General features: G+C 58.3%; 22 protein-coding genes. 9 read left to right on the top strand and 13 right to left on the bottom strand.

Annotated features, from left to right (window positions below; translation table 11 throughout):
• Positions 1-165: 165 nt before the first annotated feature.
• The 3 genes from ACU18_RS20395 to ACU18_RS00090 form a co-directional block, all read right to left on the bottom strand.
• Entirely contained in the window at positions 166-354 is a 189-nt protein-coding gene (locus tag ACU18_RS20395) for a hypothetical protein (RefSeq protein ID WP_157407483.1), read from the bottom strand.
• A gap of 179 nt (positions 355-533) precedes the next feature.
• Entirely contained in the window at positions 534-1739 is a 1206-nt protein-coding gene (locus ACU18_RS00095) for a MinD/ParA family ATP-binding protein (RefSeq protein WP_157407481.1), read from the bottom strand.
• A 606-nt stretch (positions 1740-2345) separates the two neighbouring features.
• On the bottom strand, positions 2346-3161 hold the full coding sequence (locus tag ACU18_RS00090) for an MBL fold metallo-hydrolase (RefSeq protein WP_050683484.1): 816 nt from the start codon (positions 3159-3161) through the stop codon (positions 2346-2348).
• A 176-nt stretch (positions 3162-3337) separates the two neighbouring features.
• Between ACU18_RS00090 and ACU18_RS00085 the strand changes: the two genes are divergently transcribed.
• Positions 3338-4048, top strand: a complete 711-nt coding sequence (locus ACU18_RS00085) for a hypothetical protein (RefSeq protein ID WP_050683483.1) — start codon at positions 3338-3340, stop codon at positions 4046-4048.
• A gap of 296 nt (positions 4049-4344) precedes the next feature.
• On the opposite strand, the gene ACU18_RS00075 is transcribed toward ACU18_RS00085, so the two are convergent.
• From ACU18_RS00075 to ACU18_RS00065, 3 genes are read right to left on the bottom strand one after another with little or no spacing between them, the layout of a single operon-like run.
• Complete coding sequence (locus ACU18_RS00075) at positions 4345-5820, bottom strand: dihydrolipoamide acetyltransferase family protein (RefSeq protein ID WP_050683481.1); 1476 nt, start codon at positions 5818-5820, stop codon at positions 4345-4347.
• Between the two features lie 2 nt (positions 5821-5822).
• Positions 5823-6935, bottom strand: coding sequence for an alpha-ketoacid dehydrogenase subunit beta (locus ACU18_RS00070; RefSeq protein WP_050683480.1), 1113 nt, complete (start codon positions 6933-6935; stop codon positions 5823-5825).
• Entirely contained in the window at positions 6932-8164 is a 1233-nt protein-coding gene (locus ACU18_RS00065) for a thiamine pyrophosphate-dependent dehydrogenase E1 component subunit alpha (protein WP_050683479.1), read from the bottom strand. The genes ACU18_RS00070 and ACU18_RS00065 overlap by 4 nt, the downstream gene beginning before the upstream one ends.
• 161 nt (positions 8165-8325) lie before the next feature.
• Between ACU18_RS00065 and ACU18_RS00060 the strand changes: the two genes are divergently transcribed.
• On the top strand, positions 8326-8790 hold the full coding sequence (locus ACU18_RS00060) for an Lrp/AsnC family transcriptional regulator (RefSeq protein WP_050683543.1): 465 nt from the start codon (positions 8326-8328) through the stop codon (positions 8788-8790).
• 335 nt (positions 8791-9125) lie between these two features.
• Here the strand turns inward: ACU18_RS00060 and ACU18_RS19095 are convergent, their stop codons facing one another.
• From ACU18_RS19095 to ACU18_RS19080, 6 genes are all read right to left on the bottom strand, one after another.
• Positions 9126-10619 (bottom strand): polysaccharide biosynthesis tyrosine autokinase, encoded by a 1494-nt coding sequence (locus ACU18_RS19095; RefSeq protein WP_082178089.1) that lies wholly within the window; start codon positions 10617-10619, stop codon positions 9126-9128.
• Between the two features lie 539 nt (positions 10620-11158).
• Positions 11159-12367 (bottom strand): lipopolysaccharide biosynthesis protein, encoded by a 1209-nt coding sequence (locus tag ACU18_RS19090; RefSeq protein WP_082178079.1) that lies wholly within the window; start codon positions 12365-12367, stop codon positions 11159-11161.
• Positions 12368-12436: 69 nt separating this feature from the next.
• On the bottom strand, positions 12437-13498 hold the full coding sequence (locus ACU18_RS19460; RefSeq protein WP_157407479.1) for a polysaccharide pyruvyl transferase family protein: 1062 nt from the start codon (positions 13496-13498) through the stop codon (positions 12437-12439).
• A gap of 41 nt (positions 13499-13539) precedes the next feature.
• A complete protein-coding gene (locus tag ACU18_RS19085; RefSeq protein WP_082178078.1) occupies positions 13540-14490 on the bottom strand; it encodes a nitroreductase family protein in 951 nt (316 codons plus the stop codon).
• A gap of 82 nt (positions 14491-14572) precedes the next feature.
• Positions 14573-15160, bottom strand: a complete 588-nt coding sequence (locus ACU18_RS00045) for an acetyltransferase (RefSeq protein WP_231685959.1) — start codon at positions 15158-15160, stop codon at positions 14573-14575.
• Entirely contained in the window at positions 15150-15866 is a 717-nt protein-coding gene (locus tag ACU18_RS19080; RefSeq protein WP_197273484.1) for a glycosyltransferase family 4 protein, read from the bottom strand. The genes ACU18_RS00045 and ACU18_RS19080 overlap by 11 nt, the downstream gene beginning before the upstream one ends.
• Positions 15867-16601: 735 nt before the next feature.
• On the opposite strand from ACU18_RS19080, the gene ACU18_RS00040 reads away from it, so the two are divergent.
• The 7 genes from ACU18_RS00040 (at position 16602) to ACU18_RS00010 (ending at position 24778) form a co-directional block, all read left to right on the top strand.
• The gene (locus tag ACU18_RS00040) at positions 16602-17846 is read left to right on the top strand and encodes a glycosyltransferase family 4 protein (RefSeq protein WP_082178075.1); all 1245 of its coding nucleotides are present in this window, start codon (positions 16602-16604) and stop codon (positions 17844-17846) included.
• Positions 17847-17891: 45 nt separating this feature from the next.
• A complete protein-coding gene (gmd, locus tag ACU18_RS00035) occupies positions 17892-18920 on the top strand; it encodes a GDP-mannose 4,6-dehydratase (RefSeq protein WP_050683475.1) in 1029 nt (342 codons plus the stop codon).
• Positions 18920-19894: a GDP-L-fucose synthase family protein gene (locus tag ACU18_RS00030; RefSeq protein WP_050683474.1), complete on the top strand. Its 975-nt coding sequence runs from the start codon at positions 18920-18922 to the stop codon at positions 19892-19894. The genes gmd and ACU18_RS00030 overlap by 1 nt, the downstream gene beginning before the upstream one ends.
• Before the next feature lie 52 nt (positions 19895-19946).
• Positions 19947-21383 (top strand): sugar transferase, encoded by a 1437-nt coding sequence (locus ACU18_RS00025; RefSeq protein WP_050683473.1) that lies wholly within the window; start codon positions 19947-19949, stop codon positions 21381-21383.
• A gap of 122 nt (positions 21384-21505) precedes the next feature.
• Positions 21506-23344, top strand: a complete 1839-nt coding sequence (locus ACU18_RS00020; protein WP_231685958.1) for a DUF4012 domain-containing protein — start codon at positions 21506-21508, stop codon at positions 23342-23344.
• 180 nt (positions 23345-23524) lie between these two features.
• A complete protein-coding gene (locus tag ACU18_RS00015) occupies positions 23525-24133 on the top strand; it encodes an LPXTG cell wall anchor domain-containing protein (RefSeq protein WP_050683472.1) in 609 nt (202 codons plus the stop codon).
• 198 nt (positions 24134-24331) lie between these two features.
• The gene (locus tag ACU18_RS00010) at positions 24332-24778 is read left to right on the top strand and encodes a VanZ family protein (protein ID WP_050683471.1); all 447 of its coding nucleotides are present in this window, start codon (positions 24332-24334) and stop codon (positions 24776-24778) included.
• 16 nt (positions 24779-24794) lie between these two features.
• Here ACU18_RS00010 and ACU18_RS00005 read toward each other — a convergent pair.
• Positions 24795-25361 (bottom strand): UTP--glucose-1-phosphate uridylyltransferase (locus ACU18_RS00005; protein ID WP_269430506.1); only part of this gene is annotated, 567 nt, incomplete at its 5' end.

Below are 25361 nucleotides of genomic sequence, written 5' to 3'. Positions count from 1 at the left end.
TGCCAGCGCATCGAGGAGGCCACTGTCTTCCGGTCAACGCCGGTCCCGTTCCGGGCCAGCCCGGCCTGGATCCGAGGGCCTAGCCTTCTCCGCCTCCATCAGCTCGAAGTATTCCGACTCTGCTGCTTGGAAACGAAGAAGGCTGCGGCTTTTCCCAGGAACTCGTTATCCATCCGCAACTGCGCGTTCTCTCGGCGCCAAACCCTCCAACTCAGAGTCCCCCGCCTCGGCTGCCGCGGACACCTCAGGAGCTTCCAGCCTTGCCCGTTCCCGGGCCACCCACCGGCCCAGCAACTGCTCGCCCAAGCCCAATTCACGGGCCACGGGCGCGAACGGCCTGCCCGTATCAATCACAAGGCGCGCAGGCTCCCGCCGCTACTCCGGAGTGAATTTACGTCGTGTCGTGCTCACAAGAACAAATTCCCGCAGATCCAAGGATCCCGCTACTACAGGTGTCCACCAACAGAGGCTAACCCCATCTGGTATCGGATAAATCCCGTTATTCACCAGCACAGGAACCTAACGGCGGGAGTCTATCGGTAGCCATCCACAATCGCAGCTGCGATCTCCTTGTACGCGCGCTTCGTTTCCGGCTTCAGGACATCCAAAGTGACCAGGTCGCCGTCAGCCACTCCGCGGTCGTGCGGTACGGCGATGAGTTCTCGGCAGATTCCTGCGAGGTGTTCTTCTATGGCGTCCTTGTCCACGCGGGACGACACTTCGTCCTTATCGGTGATCACCACGATGGCATTCCTGGCGAGTTCCGCGTAGCCGTGGCTGGCCAGCCAGTGGAGGGTGCTGCGTGCGCGCTTGGCGCCGCTGACCGCGTACCCTGCAGCGATCACCAGGTTGTCGGCGGACTGCAGAATGCCGCTCATCGCGTTGTGCGTAACGCCCGTTCCGCAGTCGGTCAGCGCAACGGAGTAGTAATTGGAAATGAGCTTCCTGATCTGCAGGTACTCCTCGGCAGTTAGGGAATCCGAGACCTCCGGATCCTGTTCCCCGGCGATCAGGTGCAGCCTGCCGGCGTGATGCATATACCTAGCCAGCGATGTCAGGGAATCCACTGAATCGATGTTTTCCAGCAGATCAGAGATGGTCCGGGGGCTGGACTGCTGGTAGAGGCCCTCACCCAGGGCTCGCTCCACCAAGTCGCCGGAATCGGGATTGGCGTCGATGGCACAGGGCGCGTCGCCCCGGTATTCCGCCAGTGTCAGCCCGACCCCAACTGTGGTGGACGTTTTGCCGATGCCGCCCTTGAGGCTGAGGACAGCCGTGTTGTAGCTGCCCTGCAGCTGGCGGGAGATCCGCTTGGCCAGCTCATCTTCCTGGCGCTGTTTTGATCCGGGACCCAGGTTCCAGGATCCACCCGTCATCGCATAGATTGCGCCCCGCACTCCACCCACGGGCCGGGGCTTCTGCTCTTTGACGAAGAGGCCCGGCGAGCTGATGAAGTCTGGCATAGGGCTGCCGGCAATGGTCTCCGCCACGGTCGGCCGGGCACGGCGGAACGAGGGGGTCTCTGGTCGAGCCGCGTTGGCCTCGTCGGCTTCACCGGGAGTTGCAGTGGTGATGGTCGGTTCAACAAACCCAGCAGATGCTGGTCGGCGGGTTGGCGCCGGCACAGTGGTGGACGGTTTGGCCGCGTCGGCTGCTGCTGCCGCTTCCGCCCATGAGGTCCGCCTGCTTTGCGGCTTGGAGTTGGCTTGGCTTGCGGGGTCCGGTGTGGCGGCTGGCATGGTTCCTGTCCGGGCATCCGTTGGCTTGCTGTTGCCGCGACGGAGGTCTCGGCGACGGCGCGGCGACGGCTGCCCTGCATGTTCTACATGGGCGCGTGCGTTCTGATCCGCCGGATCGGGCATGTCTGGTCCCCCAAAACGTTCGGCAAGAATTACTGCAGCACTTGGTTCAGTGAGTAAGTCTAAGTGGTTTGGGGCGGCAGGAACTTTAGGGACGGAAAAGGGCTGCCGCTACGACTGCCGCAGTAAGGACAAGCAGGACGGCCAAGGTCGTGTACGACACCCAGCGTGGGCGGCGTTTATGCGGATTAATGTCAACGTACGGCATGACTAACGGCGGTTACCTCTGTAGTCGAGTGGACTGGAGACGCGGACGGCACGGCGCTTGAGCCGCAGCATCTGATGAAGGATAACGAACGGCACCAGTAGCGTCCCGAGCAGAGCGAACAGGGCCAAGGCGTAGTCGGATAAAGCCACGTGAATCTCCACTAGTAAGGGTGCTTTCTCTGTTGCGACTTAACCATGCACCCTGAGGATTGACAAATCGTGTCAAGGAAATGGCTGGGTAGGTCACGGGCACCCGTACCAGGGGATGGACCCCAGCCTTCAGGACTCGCGGCGGATTTCCTGCAATCGCTTGATGAACCAGCGCGACTGTTCCGGGCCGTAGGGCAGCACGGGGATGGCCTTGGTGGCGTCGGACGGGGTATCCCTGATGGACTGGGTTGCCTGGCGCACGGCCGTGGTCATGGTGTTGGCCATGGTTTTCACGAACTGGTCGCTGCAGGGCTGCCCGTGGCCGGGGATCAGAAATTCGTAGCGCAAACGCAGCGCAGAGATGTGGCGCAGGGAATCGGCCCATTCCTCGGGAAAAGCATCCTCGAAGGACGGGTGCGCGCCCTGCTCCACGAGGTCGCCCACGTAGAGGGTGGTGGACGTGCCTACCAGGAGGTCGCCGTCGGTGTGGCCACGGCCCAGGTAGAAGAGGGTGGCCGTGGTCCCGCCGAGGTCCACCAGCACCGGCTGGTCGCGGACAATGGCGTTGGGCACCACGAGTTCCACATTGGCACCCTCGCCACTGGCCATTTCCGGTTCCAGGGTGCCCACGAAACGGCGCTGCAGGTCTCCGCGTTCGTCGATCTCCTTGGCGCAGTTCTCATGCGCCCAGAATTCGGTAACGCCCTCTGCCGCGAACACCGCGTTTCCGAAAAAATGGTCGTAATGGGCGTGGGTGTTGACAACGACGAGCGGCAGTTGGGTCTTCTCCCGGACCGCGTCCAGGATCTCCCGACCCTGCCGCGGCCCGCAGCCGGTGTCGATCACCATGGCCCGCTCGGATCCCACAATCAGTCCGGTGTTCAGCAGGGATCCTTCGGTGACCAGCACATAGTTGTCCGCGCCGACTTCGAGCCATTCCGACATTGTTTCTCCGTACCTCCGGCAAATCAGGTTGCGTTCGTCTGGCGTCGATTCTAACCATGGAGCCTTGGAGTTTCCGGGAGGCGGAGCGGGTACGACGGCGGAACGCGGCCGCCGCCGGAAACCTCGACCCAGTGGCGGGACACACATATCCCCGGCCCTGCGGCAGAATGAGGAGCATGGGGAAACAAGAGGCTACGGCGTCGGAGAGTCAGTACGTCCAACTAGGCAACTGGGACGTCACAACTTCCCTCCTCGAAAAGCCAGGCGTCTCCTGGCAGGACGCAATAGCTGACTGGTTCCCCAACGGCAGCCTGGCCCCGCGGAGGCGGGAACACCTTCCGCTGAAGGGCTGGCGCGTCCTGTACACGTCGAGGTCCGACTGGTCTGAAGAAGTAATAATCCTCGGCGCTCCCTCCACCGAGGAACCGGGCCGCTGGGTCCTGGTGCAGCTGTCCCGGCATGAGACAGGGAACCAAATCACGTCGCCGGCTGTTTTCCGTCCTCTTCCTGTCCAGGAGGTACGCCGGCAGGGTCTGCGGCTCGGGTGGTCAAGGCCGGAGTTCTCCATGGCCTGCGGCGGCTCTCCTAACATTACGGTTGTCCTGGTGAATGAATCCGACATCCACCGGGAACCCGTGGAAGAGGACGATTCCCACGTCCAGGGCCTAGTGCTTGACCTGCATGGCCAGCGCATCGGCGACGGCTCGTTTGTCCACGGAATGGCTCCTCCGATTCCGGAGCTTGGTCCCGGTCAGCGGGTTGAACTACCTGCCTTCCGTAACAATCCCGAACTCACCGGCCTGCCGGCGGGTCAATACCAGCTCGCGGCCATCCTGACGTCTCTCAACCTGCGCGCGGAGGGATCTGCCAGGCTCACCATCCGGTGACGGCTCAAGAGGACCGGGTACCGGATGCGAACGGAAATGTTTACCGTCCGGAAACTTTCCGACAGGTACTATCTGCCTATGGGGACAAAACAACATCAGAGCTTCTGCGCCTTCTGCGCGAAGACAACGAACCACGTGACCCGCTACCAGAAGTCCGACGCCGGCTGCACCCTCGTTGCCAGCGTCCAGTGCTTTGAGCACGCGGAGAGGCCCCTCCGGAGTTAATGGCAGCAACTCCCGCCGTCGCAGATACCAGCAGCCCGGATGGCCGAACCAACTGGGCCACCAGTACAGCGTCAGATGTCGGCCAACACTGCCCCAGGGTTCTCGATGGCGTCCGCGACGAAGCGCAGGAAACCGCCGGCCGTTCCGCCGTCGCATACACGGTGGTCAAAGGTCAGCGTCAGCTCTGTCACCTTACGTACCGCGAGCTCACCGTCAACCACCCATGGCTTGTCGATGATGCGGCCCACGCCAAGGATCGCCACCTCGGGATGGTTGATGATTGCCGCGGACCCGTCCACGCCGAACACACCGTAGTTGTTGAGCGTGAAGGTCCCACTGCCCAGCTCGGAGGGTGTTGCCTTGCCTTGCCGGGCGACGTCGGTGAGCCGCCGGATTTCCGTATCCAGCTCGCGGGCCGTCAGTTTTTCTGCGGCACGGACCGAGGGAACCACCAGCCCGCGATCCGTCTGAGCAGCGAACCCTAGGTTGATTCCCTCAAAGGCAACGATCTCCTGGGCGCCGTCACCGGTTGTTTCAATGCGGGTGTTGAGCTCCGAGTACTTTTTCAACCCGGCCACCGCAAACCGGGCAATGAATGCCAGAAGGCCGGGCGCGTGCCCGCCGCCTTTTTTCAATTCGGCGCGGAGTTCCACCAGGGCGGTGGCGTCCACGTCAACCCAGACGGTGGCTTCCGGGATCTCGGACCGGCTGCGCGCCATGTTGGCCGCGACGGCTTTCCGCACGCCCCGCATCGGCGTTCGGGACACAATTCCGAGCCCGGTCCTGCTGTCGGCGGAAGCGCCTCGGCGTTGCGCGGGCTCCGGTTCAGGCGGCGCTTCAACAGCTACCGGGGGCTTGGTGATGACAGCTTCAACATCCTTCCGCATGATGATGCCGCTGTCGCCGGTCCCCTGCACGGCGCCGAGGTCCACGCCATGTTCTTTCGCCATGCGCCGGACCAGCGGAGAAATCACCGCGCCGAGCTTGCCCGGCACTCGGGTGCGGAGCAGCACCAAGTCATCCACGGCCTTTTCCGTGAGCGCGCGGGCTTTGTCCGGCGCAGTGTCCGCGGCACTGGACTCGGCACCCCCGGGTTCAACGAGGGACAGCTTTCGCGGCCGGGTGCGGCGAGCCGTTCCGCTGCCACCGGGAGTGCCGTAGCCGATCAGGACGTTGCCTGATCCCGCCTTTTCTTCTTCCCGGTAAACCTCTGCCTCCGCCTCGGCGGGTGTCCCGGAAGGCTCAACCGCAGCATCGCCCAACTCGGTTTCTTCCGGTTTTACGACCGAAACTTGCGTAACTCCGATGGGCGTCACGGAAATCAGCGGCTTGCCCACATCCAGGGTCTCCCCCGGCTTCCCGTGGAGCACTGCCACCGTGCCGGCGTAGGGCGACGGCACCTCGACCATAGACTTGGCGGTTTCCACCTCGGCGATGGGCTGGTCCACACGGATCTCATCCCCCACCGCAACGAGCCAGTTCACCAGTTCGGCTTCGGTGAGGCCTTCACCGAGGTCGGGGAGCAGGAAGACTTTGGTTTCGCTCATGGTCAGTTCTCCCACTGGAGGTCGTCAACGGCGTCGAGGATGCGGTCCACGCCGGGCAGGTAGTAGTGCTCCAGCTTCGGAGCGGGGTAAGGAACATCGAATCCGGTTACCCGTCGGATGGGCGCAGCCAGGTGGTGGAAACAGCGTTCCTGGACCCGCGCCACAAGTTCGGAGGACACGGAGGCGAAACCGTGGGCTTCGGCGATCACCACGGCACGGCCGGTCTTGCGGACGGAGGCGCTGACGGTCTCGTCGTCGAACGGGACAATCGAGCGGACGTCGATGACCTCGAGGGACCTCCCTTCCAGTGCAGCAGCTTCGGCGGCGGCAAGAGCGGTTGGGACTGAAGGGCCGTAGGCGATCAATGTTGCGTCTGTGCCTGGGCGGGCGACGGCGGCACGCCCCTCGGACGAGGTGCCGGCCGCCGCGTTGGCCTTGTGCTGGGAGCGGAGGTCGGCCAGGTCAACGGTGTCCTTGGTCCAGTACATCTTCTTGGGTTCCATGAAGATGACGGGGTCATCCGAGTCGATGGCTTCGCGAAGCATCGTGTAGCCGTCCGCCACCGTGGCCGGGGTGTAAACCTTCAGGCCGGCGGTGTGGGCGTAGTACGCCTCGGAGGAGTCACAGTGGTGCTCCACTCCCCCGATGCCTCCGCCGTACGGGATGCGGATCACCAAAGGCAGCTTCACCGCACCCTTCGTGCGGTTGTGCATCTTGGCCACGTGGCTGATGATCTGCTCGAACGCCGGGTATGCAAACGCGTCAAACTGCATCTCGATCACCGGGCGCATCCCGTTGATCGCCATACCCACGGCCATGCCAACGATGCCTGATTCGGCAAGCGGAGTATCGAAGCACCGCTGCTCGCCGAACGTGGCGGTGAGCCCATCCGTGATGCGGAAGACGCCGCCCAGCATTCCCACGTCCTCGCCGAACACCAGAACAGAGGAATCTGCATGCATGGCATCGGACAGCGCGGTGTTGAGGGCCTTGGCCATCGTGACTGGCTGCGGACCGGCGGCTTCTGCAGAGGCAGCAGCGGACGCAGCTGCCCTGGCCGTTGCGACGCTGACGTTGCCATTGGCCTCGGATGAGGTGGTGATGGTGGGGCTCACTTGCCGGCCTCCTGGTCTGCGGAGTTCTGGGCTGCAGCGTCCCGGGCGAGTTCGTCGGCCAGCAGGGCTGACTGTTCCTTCAGTTGCGGGGTCTGCCGGGCGAACACGTGGCGGAAGAGTTCCTGCGGGTCCACGGGCACGTCCTCGCTGAGACCTTCCCTCAACTGCGAGGCAACAGCCTCCGCATGTTCGCGGATCCGGACCTCGCCGTCGTCGTCCAGCAGGCCGCGGTCTATGAGGTAGGCGCGCATCCGGTTCACCGGGTCCTTGGCCCGCCACTCGGCAACCTCGCTGCTTTCGCGGTAGCGGGTGTCGTCGTCGGCATTGGTGTGGGCCTGCATCCGATAGGTGTTGGCTTCCACCAGCAGTGGGCCGGACCCTTCACGGGCGAGCTTCACAGCGCGGTCAAGGACGGCTAGGAGGGCAACCACATCGTTTCCGTCCACGCGTTCGCCGGCCATACCGTAGCCAACGGCCTTGTGCGCAAGAGACGGCGCCACAGACTGGTGGGCCAGCGGCACGGAGATGGCGTACTTATTGTTCTGGACAAAGAAAATGACGGGCAGGTGGAAGACAGCGGCGAAGTTAAGCGCCTCATGGAAGTCGCCTTCACTGGTGGCGCCATCGCCGCACATGGCCAGCACCACGGTGTCCTCGCCCCGCAGTTTTGCGGCGTGCGCCACGCCCACCCCGTGCAGGAGCTGCGTGGTCAGTGGCGTGCACTGGATGCCCACGTTGTGCTGGAGCGGATCGTACCCACTGTGCCAGTCACCCCGGAAGATGGTCATCACCTGAACGGGATCCACGCCACGGGTCATCACGGCGACGGCGTCGCGGTAAGTCGGGAACATCCAGTCACTCTTGGAGAGGCACAGGGCAGCCGCCACCTGGCAGGCCTCCTGGCCGTGGCTGGACGGGTAGACGGCCATCCGGCCCTGCCGGACAAGGGCAGAGTTCTGGTCGTTGACCCGGCGTCCGACGACGAGATGCTCGTACGCAGCCAACAGTTCGTCATCGCCGGGAACAGGGTACTCATGCCCGGGTTCGGCGCCCTGTTCCGCCCGGGACTTTAGCCTGCCGTCCGGGTCCACCATCTCGATCTGGTGCCGTGCCGGAAGCATGTAGTCCTCGGCGGTGATGCCGAACTTCGTAACTGCCTCTGTGAGGGCATCCTCGACCGCTGCAGTCCGGTCCTGGTCCTGTGCCGTGTGGTTCGCGGAGATCGTCATCGGTTCCGTCCTTCTGTTGCCACTATTCCTTCCCAGTATTGACCTTGGGGAGGTTTCGTATCCAGCATCTCGGGAAACCGTGGAGAAGCCGCACCAATCTGCCTAGGATGAAAGACGTATTGTAATTGTGAGCCAGGTTACTGACGGGGTGCGTGGACAAATTGGCAGCGAAGGACGAGGGGACGGAACCCGTTCCCCTGGATGAGATCGACCAGAAGATAATTTCGGAACTGACCCGGGACGGCCGGATGTCCGTGACACAAGTGGCGGAGAACGTCCATATTTCCCGTGCTCATGCGTACTCGCGGATCGGCCGGCTCACGTACGAGGGGGTGCTCTCCAGGTTCACGGCACTCGTGGACCCAATCAAAGCCGGGCTGCGGTCGTCTGCCTACGTGACGCTCAAGTTGAAGCAGAATTCGTGGCGCGAGCTTCGGGATCTGCTGGCAGCCATACCGGAGGTACACCACGTGGCCCTCGTGGGCGGCGACTTCGATGTGATCCTTCTGGTCCGCGCAGTGGACAATATCGACTTGCGCCGGGTGATTTTCGACCAACTGCAATCCATGCCGGGGGTGCTGGATACGCAGACATTCCTGGTGTTCGAGGATGCTGACACGCGATAGTCTGCAAGTTATGCCGGATGTCAGAGACGCCCTAGTGCATTCGGTGACGGCAATCTGCTGCGCGTCCGCGCCGTCCTCCCTGCAAACCAGCCGGGACCGGAACACTAGTCAAGGCCGTTTCTGGCGGCTTGGCGCCACCATAACCATCACAGCCGTGGCCAGTCCGACAACGACGACGGGCTGGGACAGCCCCGCGTGAAAGGTCCAATGCACGCAACGAGGAAGCACGCGCGGGCTAGCATATCGAAGCCCTACCTGGCTCCAACTGCCTGCAGAAGCGCACAATGACTATTCCGCGGTGTAATTACCATTCCTGAGGTTTAGGTACGAGCCAACTAGAACTTACTGACGCGATCGGCAGGGAAGAGTGTGGCACGCCTACCTGCTTTGGAAGAGACGCGATCAGGCGCCTCCTGCTCACCGCTGCGCAAAACTTGCGGGGCAGCGGCATATTCGGAAGTTGTCTTCTGCGGTGAGGACTCGGGTTGGCTGTAATAGGTATATGCGTATGCATCAGCCCCCTTCGTCGGAAGCCTGTTGAGAACTGTTCCGAGGACGTTAGATTCGACCATCTCCAACGCGTGAAGGGATCGTTGAAGATCTTGACGCTTAAGTTTTTGCGAACCGACAACCAGCACGACTCCACCCACGTGCTGCGAGAGAACGGCCGCGTCTGTTACCGGAAGCAGCGGAGGCGCATCAATGATCACGGTGTCAAATGCTTGTTCCAGTCCAGAAACGAGGTTTCGCATCTCCGCTGATCCCAGAAGTTCGCTCGGATTGGGAGGTATTCGACCGGAGGTCAGAATATAAAGGTTGTCGTCACCCCATGGTTGGAGTAGTTCGTTGATGTCTGCATCTCCGACTAGGGCGGTTGTTAGACCGGCATTCCGCTCCAGGCCAAGATACTCGCTAATCATTGGGCGGCGCAGGTCGGCATCGACCAAGCAGACGGCTTGGCCGGCCTGAGCGAGTGCGATGGCCAAGTTGACTGCCGTGGTGCTCTTTCCTTCGCCGGGGAGGGACGACGTCACAAGCACGCTTTTGGCTTGGACGGCAACGTTGGCAAATTGAAGATTTGTGCGGAGCTGACGAAAGGACTCTGCTCGCGGGCTTTGAGGTTTAGTATGAGTCAGCAGCGGGGTGCGGGCGGCCTCCGGATCAAATGCTATTCCTCCCAGAAGTGGGACATCCGTGACGTGACGCAGGTCAGACTCTCCGACTATCCGGCTATCGAGAGAAGACCTGACTATGGCCAGCGCGGCGCCAAATCCGAGACCGATGAGCAGACCGAGAACCAAATTCAACTGAGTGTTGGGCGCGGACGGCGCCGAAGGGACCGTGGCAGGTGTGATTACAGATAGGCGAACCGGCGACGTACCGCCGGTCTTAGGCCTCTCGAGTTCGTCAACCGCCCGAATCAAACTGTTGCCGATGCCTTGCGCCAGCGCAGTCGCCTGTGCTGGTGACGTGTCCTTAACGCTAATGCTAATGAGGACGGTATCCAGATCGGTTGTGGCAGTGACCTTTCTTGCCAACTCCGATGCAGTCATGTCGAGACCAAGCGCATCCAAGGCGGGTTGAAGTACGACAGGAGATCCGACAGTTTTTACATAGGACTGGACCCGTGCTTGGCTGAAAGTGTTGCCCTGTTGCAATTCCTGAACACTTCCAGAGCTTTGAATCGCGACAAAAAGTTGCGTCTGCGACGTGTAGGTCGGCGTTAGCAATGCAGACATAGCGCCTGCTAAGAGCAAACCCCCCAGTGTCGTTGCAACAACTACTATCCAATTGCGGCGCAATACGCGCACGTAGTCGCTCAGATTCAAGCTGGGGTCCCCCTGTATTGATGGCTGGGACAGCCAGAAGCCTGCCACCAGACGGCATTAATGCGATGTTCCTAATCGTACCCGGCTCACAAGCACCGATCTCGTCAGCCGGACTACTCTCTCCTACATCCCTGTACTCGTAGTTGGCGCCGTAACAATTGCAGCCTTTCTTCACTTCTGAAGCTTCTTACTCCTAGAACTAGCGAGTAACACTTTGCCGAACGTCATGAGGGAAACTCCCTTTGATCAGAGCAGCCGCTTCATTGCGAACGTTGCAGGGCCTCCCGCACACCTACCTTTGCGGAAGGTCCGCGGCAGGCGGAGGAGTCGGCGCCGTTTTCCAGGCGGACGTGGCTGCCGCCTCTTGCACCCGCACCTGCCCGGAAGACATCTTTGGCAGCAGTACCCGGTCGCCATGTCGGACTGGCCTTTCCTCGGTTAGGATGCCCACCGTTGCTCCGTTCTCAGTTATCCACTTCAGCAGTCGTCAAACCGATATCAAGGCAGCAATTCGGCGAGTTACCCTATTGCAGGAATGCTTATCCTCGGTGCCGTCCATGTTTGCGTCGCTGACGTCGTTGGAAAAGCTTAATCGAAAACAGAAACGTTTGGAGAAGAAATGATGATACAAATCCTATAGAGGCTCCAGTCGCACCAAGCCATATGGTTCCTAAAATGATTGCTGGAATACAGGCCAGGGATGAGGCCATGGAAGACCGCGCAACAAACTTTTGCTCCCCCAAGCCTTGGAGGATGGCAGCGAACATCGAAGCAGCCGCGCCAAATATCAAACCTACGCACATAGCCTGCACGGGCATTACCGAATGTGTATAAGCCGCACCCATAAGGCTTGGTATTAAAAGAGGGGCGGTGGCTACGATTAGCCCGTACATGACAGCCATCCCTGCCAATGTCAAGATGATCAGCTTAGTTGTACGAACTGATATCTTCCCTTCCTTCGCCACACCCGGAAGTAGCACTGATGCCAAAGACGTTGGAACCAAACGAAGAGGGCCAGAAATCCGGCTGGCAACGGAATAATACCCTGCCTGAGCCGGAGATCCGACAAGAGCTACAACCGCAGCGTCAACATTTCGCAGCTGAGTTGCAAACGAATGTAACCAGTATGGACGAGACAGACTAAGCGTCTCTCGGATTGATCCGCCAGAAGCTGTGGGAAGTCGTCGCCTGACAACCAACTGAGCAAAGCATGCCGCACCAAAAGCAGCTATCGCCATGGCACACGAGTAGACAACTGGAGCATCAAAACTCAAAGCAAATCCGACCAAGAGGAGAAGGAGAGACAATACTCGCCGGCCCATCAGGCCAATGAGATTTAGATGAGCATCCCCATCTGCAATTGCAACACCCAACCAGGTATCAGCATTTTTTTCGCCCGCTGCCCAAAAAGCCAAGGGACAAAGTGCAATAAAAATAGGATCAATGATAATACCCATCAGAAAAAGAGCAATTAAAGCCAAAAAAGCAAATACCAGTGATATTCGATTATTTAATTGCAGGGCAAATGCTACACGCGCATCTTGTCCACCTGCCGCGCGCGCGCTTATGATGTACGTACTAATTCCAAAATCAAGAAACGATTGAGGTACAATTGCCGCACCTACCACTGCAGCCACCATGCCAAACTCAGCTGGACTCACTTTGTTAGCCAAGAGTACAAAAGTTAGGAACTGCAACACCGCAGAGAATAAACGCCCAAAGGCAATCCATGAGAACTGTCTCAGCATAAGATGCGGAACCTTTGTTTTATTCCAGGCGGAAGTGAGCGGCTATCTTTTTTGGCGCGCCTCAACTATTTATCCAGCAGACTGAACGAGATTTCGGACCCTCTGTTCAAAATTATTCAGCGAGTTTCTCGCCGACTCCATTGACATACGTAGATTTGGAAGCCCAGATACGGCATCGTTTATGAAACGAGTCATTTCCTCCACCGAGGAATCTGAAACATCTATAGAGACTTTCGGAGCCCCGATTTGGGCAAAATGAAGAGCTACTTTGTCCTTCGGACGGTCTACAATCTCCAGTGGGACAGCGCCAGCTAATGCTGCGAGGATTAAGACGTGGAGGCGATCGCTCACCACAATCTTCGCGTTGTGGTATCGGGCACGGAGAACCCCCTCGTGTGCGAGGTCTTTTGCCGTACCCCAAGCGACATACTCTGCTCCGAGGGCAGCAGCTAGCTCACGGGAACGAGGCTCATCTTCACGTACCTGACTAGCCACAGCGACCTTGACCCCATAGGACTCCTGAATAGTACGGATAGTCTCGAACCACGCGGGACTTGGATATGGGCGCGCTGCCCTCAAACTTATGATCAAGTCACGACGTTCTTCATTTCCTGTTGACGTGAAGTCCTCCTGAAACGCCGTATCAGGAGAAAGCTCGCCTCGCCTTATCAGATCCATACTCCGCTGATTTCTCCACAGCGCAATCTGAGAAGCTGCCACTCCCATTCGATGCACAGCCTTTGTCGCCCAATCCGACTTTCCCACGCCACGTGGTGGCCTAACAACGACACCACCGCGGAGCCTTGTCATCCAGGTGAGCGCGGTAAAGATGCCCTCCGGGATGAAAGCCTTACGGTCCAGTGGAACTTCGCCCGGGTCCAGTATGAGTGCCGCCGGCGCCGTGGATGAAACGGATAGCTTCATCCAAGCGATTTTGTCAGCGGACCTGTAGATCTTGTCCTCCGGCGAAAGACCCAGCTGCTCTATCCAATCATCGGTAGCATTACCAACGTACGCGTGAATAGGACCAAGGTCTCTGACCCAACCAAAAATGCGTCTTCGAATAACGCCGTCTCCGATATTCCCGTAGGCGCCGGTGAGAACCACCATTAGGGGCTTATTACTTTTCATGAGAAACTCTCGGATTGTGGGTGATTATAAGAACCAGAAGATTAGTGATGTCGAAAAATTTCAGTCACAGGTCGACGTGGAGAACGTGCAACGCGGTGATCGGGCATGGCATAACCCAATGCGATCATTACGATGATGTCTTCTTGTGGAGCTATTCCTGAATCGCGACGCAGAGCTTCTGAAGCAGAATTACCCTTTGACCAGTTCAGCATGCATGAGTTGATACCTAAACCATGCATAGCCCAAACTATACTCATGGCAAAAAGGCCACCGTCTACCCATCGCTGATTCCTTTCCCCGGAACCACTAAATAGGCGGGCATCCGCGGTCACAACTAAAAGCCCGCGCGCAGTATGGCCGAATCCGCGATTCCCAGATTGGTGGGAAAGCAACTTCTCAATATCTGCTTGTTCCGTGTAGAGGTGAGTCTTCCAAGACTGTCTATTGCAAACCGATGGGGCGTGTCCCGCTAGGCGAATCGCTTGACGTACGACATCAAGATCCAGGGCGCGGTCGGGATCAAACGAGCGAATGCTTCGTCTGGACGTAAAAAAAGCCTGCAGCTGACTTTGATCAATTTCGAACTTTGGCAAAGTAGAACCCGAAGGACTGACCGCCGGATCGATTTTCTCATTCAAGTTCCACAGCTCGAGGGCCTCCAAGGCAGAGTCAGCATAGGACAGGTACTCCGGACTTTGCCCAGGGATACCGTTCCTACTATCGCTCAGAGCAATATCCAATCTCTGTTTCGGGTCCAGACCAAAGGGGCGTTTCGGCTTCGATATGGATAGCCCCTTTTCGATCCGATGATAGTCCTTGGTAACTTGACACTCCAGCTGGCGACCCTTCAGCTTAGATAGCTCATCTTTACTGGACGGCGTGCTAAGCGCAGCATAGCGTCGATAATCTCGCAAAAACTCGGAGAGCATTTTCGCATTGCTCGCGAGCTTCCATGCAGTCCGTTTAGTTCGATTAAACAGTTTATTGGTCATCTACTGCTCCGTTGATTCTGAATTTGCGAGTTTTTACTTTTCGATGTCAGATTACTTTTACGTGTTGCGGCTTGTCAGTAATTCAGCCTCGATGCGAGGGGATTGGATTGGTAGCGATCAACAACTTCAAAGCAGAAGAATGCGCCTCGCGATCGGTGATTGATTCGAAGCGGAAACTTACAACGCGAGCTGGATTACCGACAGCAATGGCATAGTTCGGAATATCTGAAACCACTACGGCACCACCACCAATTATGGCCCCTTCACCGATTCTCACTCCTCCTAGTACCAACGCGCCTGCACCAATCCATACATCGTGGCCTATCTCCACAGCATCAGAGTCACATCTCTCGCGATCACCGATCCACTCGGCCTCAACTATTGGGACTCCGATTTCGTCAATGGCGTGGTCCATGCGGCCCACTATTTGAACCCCCCGCGCTATCAACACATAGTCGCCAATGTTCCCGTCGACCTCGATCAGGGATCCTGGACCAAGGGAAAGATTTTTACCCACAACAAGGCCGTGGAGGGAGTTAATTCTACTTCCGCTGCCGGCTCTGAAGCCCACCCCAATAGTGACATTTTTGCCGGTCGCAGCGAAGTTTAATAACGAGCGAATTACTGATCTTAGGGGCTTAGGAATTCTTGATCTGCTGTTATTTGACACGGGCGGGCCATCCTTGAGCATCGAGTTCGGCTGGGATATTCAGCAGCGCGTTATGTAGCCCAGCGGCCATGGACTCCGCGGAGTAGTAACTTTTTACCAGGTGTGCTAATTCAGATCCTGCAAGATCTGCAATCGGATCGCCGCACTCAACTTGTATTGCACGCGCTAATGCCTCTGCGGAGTCTTCTCTGAATCTGGTGACGCCCCCAAACCGCTCGAGCTCTATTTCGGGAGCATGCGGTTCGTCGTCCGCAACGAGGACGGGGACCCCGAACCCAAGACTTTGCGTCAAGCTCAGTCCTGCATATCCAGGAGATACCGCGCAAACGGCCCGTGAATACAGGTCGACAAGATCATTCTTGTCAGTGACCGCTCCGAGAAAATCAACTTGGCTGGCACACCCAAGTTCGACGCTCAACTGCTGAAGTGCTTGCTTCTGATCACCGGTTCCTGCGATCACAAGTCGCAAACCCGTCTTGTCTGCTAGTGCAAATGCCCGGATGAGTAGTTCGACCTTCTTCTCGCTGACAAGCCGACCAACATAGACAACAGAATTGCGCACTGGCGAATTGAGCGCCCGGCCAAGACTCTCAGCCTCATAGAGCGAGTTCGGAGCGACCCATACACTCTGATGTGGCAGGTCACGTTTTGCTGGTAGCACGCTGTCATATCCATACAATATTGTTCCCGAGGCCAGGCTTCTCATTCGGCGTCTTAGTGCTGCCGTGGGACTGTCAGGACCCGATCTTGGATGCAAGTGTCCCCAAACCAATGTCCTGCGTCCGACTAGTCGGCGTAGCGCGAGGATGCCCCAGGCTGTGACGCAGCGTGGATTGAGGTCTACGATGACCGATTGCGCTCGAAAAGCCTTAAGCCATCCGCCGGAATGAACCATGGCCGCTTTGCCCAAGAAACGGACGCCAAGAGGCGAATATAGGGATCTGCTGACAGCAGTTCGGACTGAACCGCCGATCTGGCTCGGTCCAGACAATATAGAGAGGTCGGAGCCAGCCCTGTTGGAGAGTTCTCTAACACAAAACTCACGATAAAACGGCAATGTGGTTAAGTACATTACGAGAGGTGAAGCCCTGTTTCTTTCGCTGAAGCCAGCCAAATTTCCCCCTACTGAAGAGTGCCACAAAAGAATGCCCCAATTTCAAAGTCGCCGCCATCCAGGAGACCGACGGCGCGCAACACTGTCCGCGTGTCGCTGAGTCTTACCCCAGGGCCAGCACAAGGCCTCCGATGCCAAGCGCCAGCAAGGTACACCTCAAGATATATGACTTCCGCCCGTAGCAATGAATTCGGCAGGAAAACTGGCTGATCGTCCTCACGAAGACGCGAAATATTAACGAGTGGGTGGCAGGTCTCCTGTGCCCCCCGACCTTGTCCCCTGCGCTTTCGCACAGCCCTAGACATATTGACTGCTTATGATGTTCCTGTGACTGGATCAAAACTCCGCATTGCGATATTGGGCCTGAATTACGCACCAGAGCCTACGGGGAATGCTCCGTATACTACGAGCCTTGCTGAGGGTCTGGCGGCTGCTGGCCATACGGTGCATGTCGTGACTGGCTACCCGCACTATCCGGAGTGGGATGTCAGACCCGGCTACACAGGCTGGAAGCGGACAGAGGTGATCAATGGAGTATCTGTAACGCGGCTGAGGCATCATGTGCCAACCAAGCCAACATCGGTTGGTCGAATCCACATGGAATTGAGCTTTGGCCTCCGAGTGATGTTTGCCCGCTGGAACAAACCCGACGTTGTCCTAGTCGTCAGTCCGGCATTGTTTTCATGTGCTCTGGCCATGATTCGCATTCGATCGCGCCCAAATAGGCCGGCCGTGGGTATCTGGATACAAGACCTCTACAGTCGCGGAGTCGTTGAGACTGGTACCGGAGGGGGAAAGCTCGGGCAGTTCGCTACCGCTGTCGAGTCCAAGATCCTGCGTTCGGCAGACGGCGTCGCAGCCATTCATGACCGTTTTAAGCGGCACATGGTCAAAGCATTGCATGTCCCAGAACCCAGCGTAGAAGTAATTCGCAACTGGACCCACTTGCCGGCCTCGCCGACCAGCGGCGCTGCGGAGCTTCGCCAGCGCCTGGGCTGGCAACCAGATGACGTGATAGTTCTCCATGCCGGAAATATGGGCAAAAAACAAGGCCTCGAAAATGTCATCGAGGCAGCCAAAGTTGCCGACAAAAGAAGGAGCCGCGTCCGTTTCGTACTGATGGGGGATGGTAACCAACGGAAACAACTTGAGGCGTCTGCAGCCGGGATCACAAATATTAGCTTTGTTGATTCTTTACCGGATGTGGAATTTCAGCTCGCGCTCGTTGCAGCGGACGTGCTTCTGGTTAATGAACTGCCCGGGGTGAAAGACATGGCCGTACCCAGTAAGCTCACTTCCTATTTCAATGCCGGTGTACCCGTGATAGCGGCCACAGACGAGGACAGCGTCACAGCTTATGAAATCGAAAACTCCGGAGGCGGAGTGCGGGTCGACGCAGATGACCCACTAGCTCTAGTGCTGACAGCTGAAGCCTTGGCTAACGAGCCATCCATCGGTGCAAAATTGGCCGAGAACGCTTTACGATTTAGGCACGAAATATTGTCTGAAGCGGCCGCTGTGGCGCACTACAATGACTTCATAACAAGTCTGGCATCGTCGCGCGGCCGATAGGTCGGGCGACTCTTTTTTGCATTGGTCACTATTGCTGGGGGTATCATGACAAAGCGCGCGCTGATTACTGGAATTACAGGACAGGACGGCTCTTATCTCGCAGAGCTCTTGCTGTCCAAGGGCTACGAAGTGCACGGCCTGATTCGTCGTGCATCGACATTCAACACGGCCCGTGTAGATCACCTCTACGTCGACCCGCACGATCCGAAGGCCAAGCTCTTCCTCCACTACGGTGACCTCAGCGACGGTGCCCGGCTGGTGACCCTTCTCGCCGAAATCAGGCCGGACGAGGTTTACAACCTCGCTGCCCAGTCGCACGTGCGAGTGTCCTTCGACGAACCCGAACACACGGCCGATACCACAGGCGTCGGAACTATTCGCCTTCTGGAAGCAGTTCGCATGTCCGGCATCGAGACTCGGTTCTACCAGGCGTCCTCTTCTGAGATGTTTGGGGCGACACCACCGCCCCAAAATGAAGACACGCCATTTTATCCGCGATCGCCATATGGTGCCGCGAAGGTTTACAGCTACTGGATAACCAAAAACTACCGCGAAGCGTACGGAATGTTTGCCGTGAACGGCATCCTCTTTAATCACGAGTCCCCACGCCGCGGTGAAACCTTCGTTACCCGCAAAATAACGCGAGCAGTCGCCGCCATCAAGGCCGGCAAACAGGATCTGCTCTACATGGGAAACCTCGATGCCGTACGTGACTGGGGCTACGCGGCCGAGTACGTGGAAGGTATGTGGCGCATGCTTCAAGCAGATGAGCCCGACGATTTTGTCCTCGCTACCGGCGGAAACTACACCGTCCGTGACTTCCTTCAGATTTCGTTCGAGCACGCCGGGCTGAAATGGGAAGACCATGTCCGTTTCGACGAACGCTACCTGCGCCCTACGGAAGTCGATGCCCTTGTTGGCGATGCCTCAAAAGCCCAGGAGAAACTGGGATGGAAAGCCACGGTACACACACCGGAACTTGCCCGCATTATGGTGGATGCCGATATCGAAGCCTTGAAGCACGCCGGCAATGACTGGATCGACAGCGTAGACCTCGAAAGCTGGAGGAATTGATGTCCGACGCCATGGCGTTTGAACCAGCGCCTCTAGACCGTGCCGCGCCGTTCTACGTAGCCGGTCACCGCGGTCTGGTTGGATCCGCGATTTGGAACAAACTCGATCAGGAAGGTTTTACGTCGCTGATCGGGCGGACATCCTCAGAAATGGACCTTAAAGACCGCGAGTCGGTTTTCTCATTTTTCGAGGAACATAAGCCTCGGTATGTGGTTCTCGCAGCCGCAAAAGTTGGTGGGATTCTCGCGAACAATACGTTCCCGGTGGATTTCCTCAGCGATAACCTGAGGATTCAGGTGAACGTACTCGATGCAGCCAGGGAGTATGGCGTTGAACGACTTCTCTTCTTAGGTTCATCCTGTATTTATCCGAAATTTGCTGAACAACCTATTCGCGAGGATTCGTTGCTGACCGGCCACCTCGAGCCGACAAATGATGCCTATGCCATCGCGAAAATCGCTGGAATAACACAAATACAAGCCATTCGTCGTCAGTACGGTCTACCTTGGATTTCCGCAATGCCGACAAACCTGTACGGGCCCGGCGATAACTTCTCGCGGGAGGGATCGCATGTACTACCTGCTCTCATCCGTCGGTACGAAGAAGCTGCACTTGCCGGAACTCCCATTGTTACAAATTGGGGTTCGGGTAGTCCTCGACGCGAGTTCCTCCACGTTGAAGACATGGCAGCGGCTTGTCTTCATCTGCTGGAGAATTATGACGGACCTTCCCAAGTCAACGTAGGCACGGGCACGGACGTTACCATCAAAGAGTTGGCAGGTCTCGTGGCGGAGGCTGTCGGATACGAAGGTGAAATCGCCTGGGACACCGAAAAGCCAGACGGAACACCGCGAAAACTACTGGACGTATCCAAGTTGACCCAGGCGGGCTGGTCCTCCTCCATCGAGCTGAAAGACGGCATCCGCAGCACAGTCGGTTGGTACCGGGAAAACAAACAGTCCGTGCGCGGTTAACAACCTGATACCAGGCCATGCAGGTTCCGGTTTAGAAAATGGGGGAATCCGGATGAGTGACGATGCTAATTGGCGGGGCCGTTCCTCGCGTTTGCTAGGAATTGTCGATGCCTTCGTTGTTACTTGGGCGGTCGTCGGGGCGTTTATTATCAGATTTGGTCTTGAGCCCAACTTCGTTGTCGCCGGCCAGGAATTGGCGTACGTATGGCTATCCCTAGCACTCGCCATCACCTGGTGGATAATGCTGGGGGCTTGGAATAGCCGTCAACCCAGAGTTTTAGGCTCCGGGGCTGATGAGTACAAGCGCGTGGCAGCCGCTTCCCTATGGCTGTTTGGATCCGTCGCAATCATTTCCTATGTTTTCAGATTCGAAACAGCCCGGGGCTACGTTGGTTTGGCTCTTCCTGTTGGTCTAGTTGGTCTGCTTCTTGGCCGGTGGCTCATCCGGCAACACCTGAACGTCAAGAGACGTCAGGGGCAGAATATGTCCCGGTTGCTACTACTCGGAGGGCCTGGCGCGGTCTCGCATCTCGCAGCCTCTCTTCACCGAGCCAAAAATGCCGGGTACCTTCCTGTGGCAGCGTATATGCCAGGTATCGAAAACGCTGCCGAATTCGAGCCAGACTCGGGACTAAAGATCCTTGGCACGAAGCCGGACGCCGCATCAATTGTCACCGCGATTGACGCGTGCGGAGCCGATGCTGTGGCGGTATCTGCCGGAGTTCAACTCCATCCGCAGACCCTGCGGCATCTCGGGTGGGAACTGGCGTCGAGAAACGTTGGGCTGATCATGGCCCCTGCCTTGACCGACATAGCCGGGCCGCGAATTCACACCCAGCAGGTGTCAGGCTTACCTCTTATCCATGTAACCACGCCCACCCTCGAGGGTGGGCAGCGAGTGGCCAAGCGCCTCTTCGACATCATCGTGTCGGCAGGTCTAATAGTTCTTGCTGCACCAATCATGTTGGTCGTCGCAATTCTAATCAGGATTGACAGCCAGGGGCCGATACTTTTCCGTCAGGAACGGGTCGGTATTGAGGGCGAGCACTTTAGGATGCTGAAATTTCGCTCAATGGTGGTTGACGCCGAAGCGAGACTGGCGGCGCTTGCCACCGCGAATGAAGGATCGGGGCCCCTCTTCAAATTGAAGAATGACCCTCGTGTCACTCGTATCGGAGCACCCCTCAGGCGCTTCAGCATCGATGAGCTTCCGCAGCTCTTTAATGTCTTCGCGGGAACGATGAGCCTTGTCGGTCCTCGCCCTCCACTTCCGCGCGAGGTGGAGGCCTACGAAAGCGACGTCCGTAGGCGGCTGTTGGTGAAGCCGGGAGTAACCGGCCTGTGGCAAGTAAGTGGCAGATCCAACCTTTCATGGCAGGACTCCGTCCGACTCGACCTCTACTACGTTGAAAACTGGTCCCTTGCCGGAGACCTCGTAATCATCCTGCGGACTGCCCGTGCGGTATTCCACAGTACCGGCGCATACTGACCATCAACGGCTTAGCTAGGACACGTATTAGATGAATCATGAGGCTCCAAAGCACCTTCCCGTTCGTACATGTTTTCGTCGAGCGACCAACTTTGCCGATCGCAGAAACTGAAGAATCATCCATGCAGAAAACCTCCAGAAGTCGAGTACGCCAGTCGACCAACATGAAGCGAAGCCATGTCAAAACGGTCCTAATCTGTTTCGCAACCGCTGCACTTGCGGTTGGTCTTGCGGGACTTTGGCTCGGGCTAAAGGCCTCAGTGATCAGTGATGAACTACATTCTGCGCAGGCATTGATCGCCCCACTCAAGGATGAGATTGCGCGTGATGACTCCCCGGCTGCAAATGCAACGGTACTTAGACTTCGCACTCATACCTCCGCAGCAAGTGACGCCGCAGGCGATCCACTCTGGACCTTGGCGTCGTCCCTTCCCTGGGTCGGCGGAAATTTCGGCGCCGTAGCGGAAGTGGCGCGTTCAGCAGATGACGTGGCCACTCTCGGCCTTTCTCCCCTCGTAAAGGTGTTCGCCTCGCTGGACTGGCAGAAACTGATGCCCAGTGACTTGCCTACGGATTTGAAGCCGCTTCAGGACGCGTCGCCGAGCGTTTCCGCCGCCGCTCACGTGGTCAGAGTTTCAGCGGAGCGCCTTGAACGTATCGACGGCAGCGGCCTCCTGCCGCAAATTTCAGAGCCTCTGATCCAAGCCCGTGACCAGTTGCGGGATGTGACAAAGGCACTTGATGCCGCAGCCAATGCTGCTGAAATTGCCCCTGAGATGCTCGGAGCAAACGCTCCAAGGAACTACTTGCTGATGATCCAAAACAATGCGGAATCGCGTGCGTCAGGTGGAATTCCCGGAGCGTTGGCTGTCTTAACCTTTGATAGAGGAAGCCTCACATTATCTGGGCAAAGCAGTGCAGCCGAGGTAGGCGTGATGACTCCGGTGCTTCCCGTTGATACTGCCCAACAGCAGATCTACTCAACACGTCTTGGCAAATTCATGCAGGACGTAAACCTAACGCCCGATTTTCCGACCGCAGCCGCCACTGCCCAGGCCATGTGGGAACGAAAAAACGGCCAGCGGGTAGACGGCGTAATTTCCGTGGACCCGGTGGTGCTGAGCTACTTACTCAAGGCTACCGGCCCCATAACTCTCTCGGACCCCAAATTGTCCGCGCTAGCTGACATGGGCTTGCCGAGCCAACTGACCGGCAACAACGTGGTTCCCACGTTGCTGTCCGATGTCTACGCGAAAATCGAGCAGCCTTCGCTACAAGACGATTATTTTGCGGTTGTGGCTCAACAGATTTTTGAGGCACTTTCAGAAGGAAAAAGTGATGCAGCCGGTCTCCTAAAAGCTGTGGCCCAAGGAACTAATGAAGGGCGCGTGCTCGTGTGGTCTTCATCGAGTGAAGAGCAAAACATCCTTGGCGAGTACCAATTGAGTGGTTCCATAGCCGGGACCAGCATCCCTGCAGCCCAATTCGGCGTCTATTTCAACGATGGAACCGGAGCCAAGATGGACTACTACGTCAAGCGCACGGTTCAGCTGGTGAAGGCCTGCCCCAAGGACGGTTACGAGCAAACAACAGTCCGGGTAACCAGCACCAATACGGCTCCGCCCGACGCGGCAACGTCCCTTCCTGAGTATGTCACTGGAGCTGGTATCCATGGCGTGCCGCCCGGTTCAGTCCAGACAAACGTTGTGGCGTACGGTCCGTCCCAATCAAACATCGAGACGGTCACGGACACAGGCCAGCAAGTGGCTTTTGCACCTTATATACACAGCGAACGAACAGTTGGCGTCTACGCGATCCGGTTGGCACCCGGAGAAAGTAAGACGGTGGAATTTAATTTTGGAAAGATCGTGCAGCACACGGAACCTACCGTGGTTGTCACACCTACAGTGCAGCCGGTCAAAGACGTAATACTGCCAACACTCGAGGCGGCCTGTGGCTAAAAATAAGACCATCGCGTTAACACTATGTAAACCGTATGGATTGACGTTGCTCACACGGAATGACTGCTGGTAACGTCTGCAGTGGGATAACTATCCGTAGTTCTGCACCTGGTCTTAGTGCGGAGGGGGAAAACTCCTAATCGGGTACCAACAAAACTTAAAGTCTCCGGGGGGACACACATGAAAAAAACACTCGCTACCATCGCGCTTGCGGGCTCCATTGCACTCATCGGCTCGGCTCCCGCCATGGCCGCCCAGTACCCGGTGACTCCGCCGGCCGCTGCTGTCACCACCGGTACGCCGGCACCGGGACAGACCTTCACCTTCACCGGCTCGGGCCTGTTCCCGAACGAGGAAGTTGTTGTCACCGTAACGCCGCTGGATGAGTCTGCACAGGGCGCGGGTACCACATCCGTCGCCTCCGTGATCAGCGTGTTCACGGCACCGCAGACCTTTGGCACCACCACCGATGCACAGGGCGCGTTCTCCATCCCGCTGGCGCTGGGTGAAGCAGGCAGCTACAGCATCACCGCCCGTGGCGTGACCTCCGGCATCACCGTTGGTCCCGTTGTAGTGAAGGTTGCGGCCTCCCTGGCCAACACCGGCGGCAACGCATCCGGCAACGCCGGTGGCGGCGCTCCGCTGGCCAACACGGGCTCCGGCCTGGCCAACACCGGTGCCGATTCCGGCCTGATCCTCTGGACCCTGGTTGGCGCCGGCGCGCTGGCTGCCGGTGCAACCTCTGTTGTGGTTGTCCGCCGCAAGGCCAAGTCCGAGGTTGCTGCCTAACTAGCAGCCTCACCAAGCACCACGGAAAGTGGGCGGCCCCGGGAAACCGGAAAGCCGCCCACTTTCCACATTTAACCCTGAACCCCTGCGGTGGACTGCTCCGCCTGTGGTACTGATTGGACCTATGGGGAGACCATGGCGCAGCACACCACACACCTGCCTGCCTCTGGCCTGCCTCCGCGGGCTCCAGGCGGCCCGGTGAGGCTCCTGGACAACCACCGGCTCTGGCAGGCGGTCCTGCTGGCCATGATGGTCCCCCTGGCCTTTGTGGCCTTCTGGCCCACGCCGGTGGATGCGCCCGTGGGCAATGAGTTGCAGGACTTCCTGCGCCGGCTCCACCGGCACGGAATCCCCCGCTGGGTCAATTACCGTTTTGTGGAAATGTCCGCCAACGTGGCCCTTTTTGTGCCGCTCGGATTTGTGGCCGCCCTTGCCTTTTTCCGGAAACGCTGGTGGCAAGGCGGGCTGGTGGGCTTGTTGCTTTCCTGCTGCATTGAACTGGGCCAGCTGCTGTTTCTCCAGGACCGTTTTGCCAGCCCCATTGACCTCATGACAAACACGTCAGGCGCAGTCATAGGCGCGCTCATTGCCACCGCTGCCATCAAAATAAAACAGGCCCGCCGCCTTGCGGCAGCGGACCTGTGAAAAGCGTTGATTAAAGCTAGTTAACGAAGGCCTTCATCCAGCTTTTGAGGTCTTCGCCGAATTCCACGCGCTCGGAGGCCAGGGTGATGACGGCCTTGAGGTAGCTGAGCTTGTCGCCGGTGTCGTACCGGCGGCCCTTGAAGACCACCCCGTACACCCCGGAGCCGTTGCCCTCGCCCGCGGCAAGGGTCTGCAGCGCGTCCGTCAGCTGGATCTCGTTACCGCGGCCCGGAGGGGTGTTCTCCAGGACACCGAACACGGCCGGGTGCAGCACGTACCGGCCGATCACGGCCAGGTTGGACGGCGCCTCACCCACAGCAGGCTTTTCCACCAGGGAGTTCACGCGGACGTAGTCCTCGCCCTCCACCACGGAAATGTCGGCACAGCCATAGGCGCTGATCTGCGAGGGGTCAACCTCGATCAGGGCGATCACCGATCCACCGGTCTTCTGCTGGACCTCCATCATGGTACTCAGCAAGGACTCGGCCTCATCAATGAGGTCATCCCCCAGGAGCACCGCGAACGGCTCGTTGCCCACGTGCTGGCTGGCGCACAGCACCGCGTGGCCCAGGCCCTTGGCCTC

The sequence above is a fragment of the Arthrobacter sp. ZBG10 genome (assembly GCF_001238605.1).
Lineage (GTDB): Bacteria > Actinomycetota > Actinomycetes > Actinomycetales > Micrococcaceae > Arthrobacter.
Note: the sequence above shows the minus strand (reverse complement) of the source record. Positions and strands in the feature narration are given on the sequence as shown.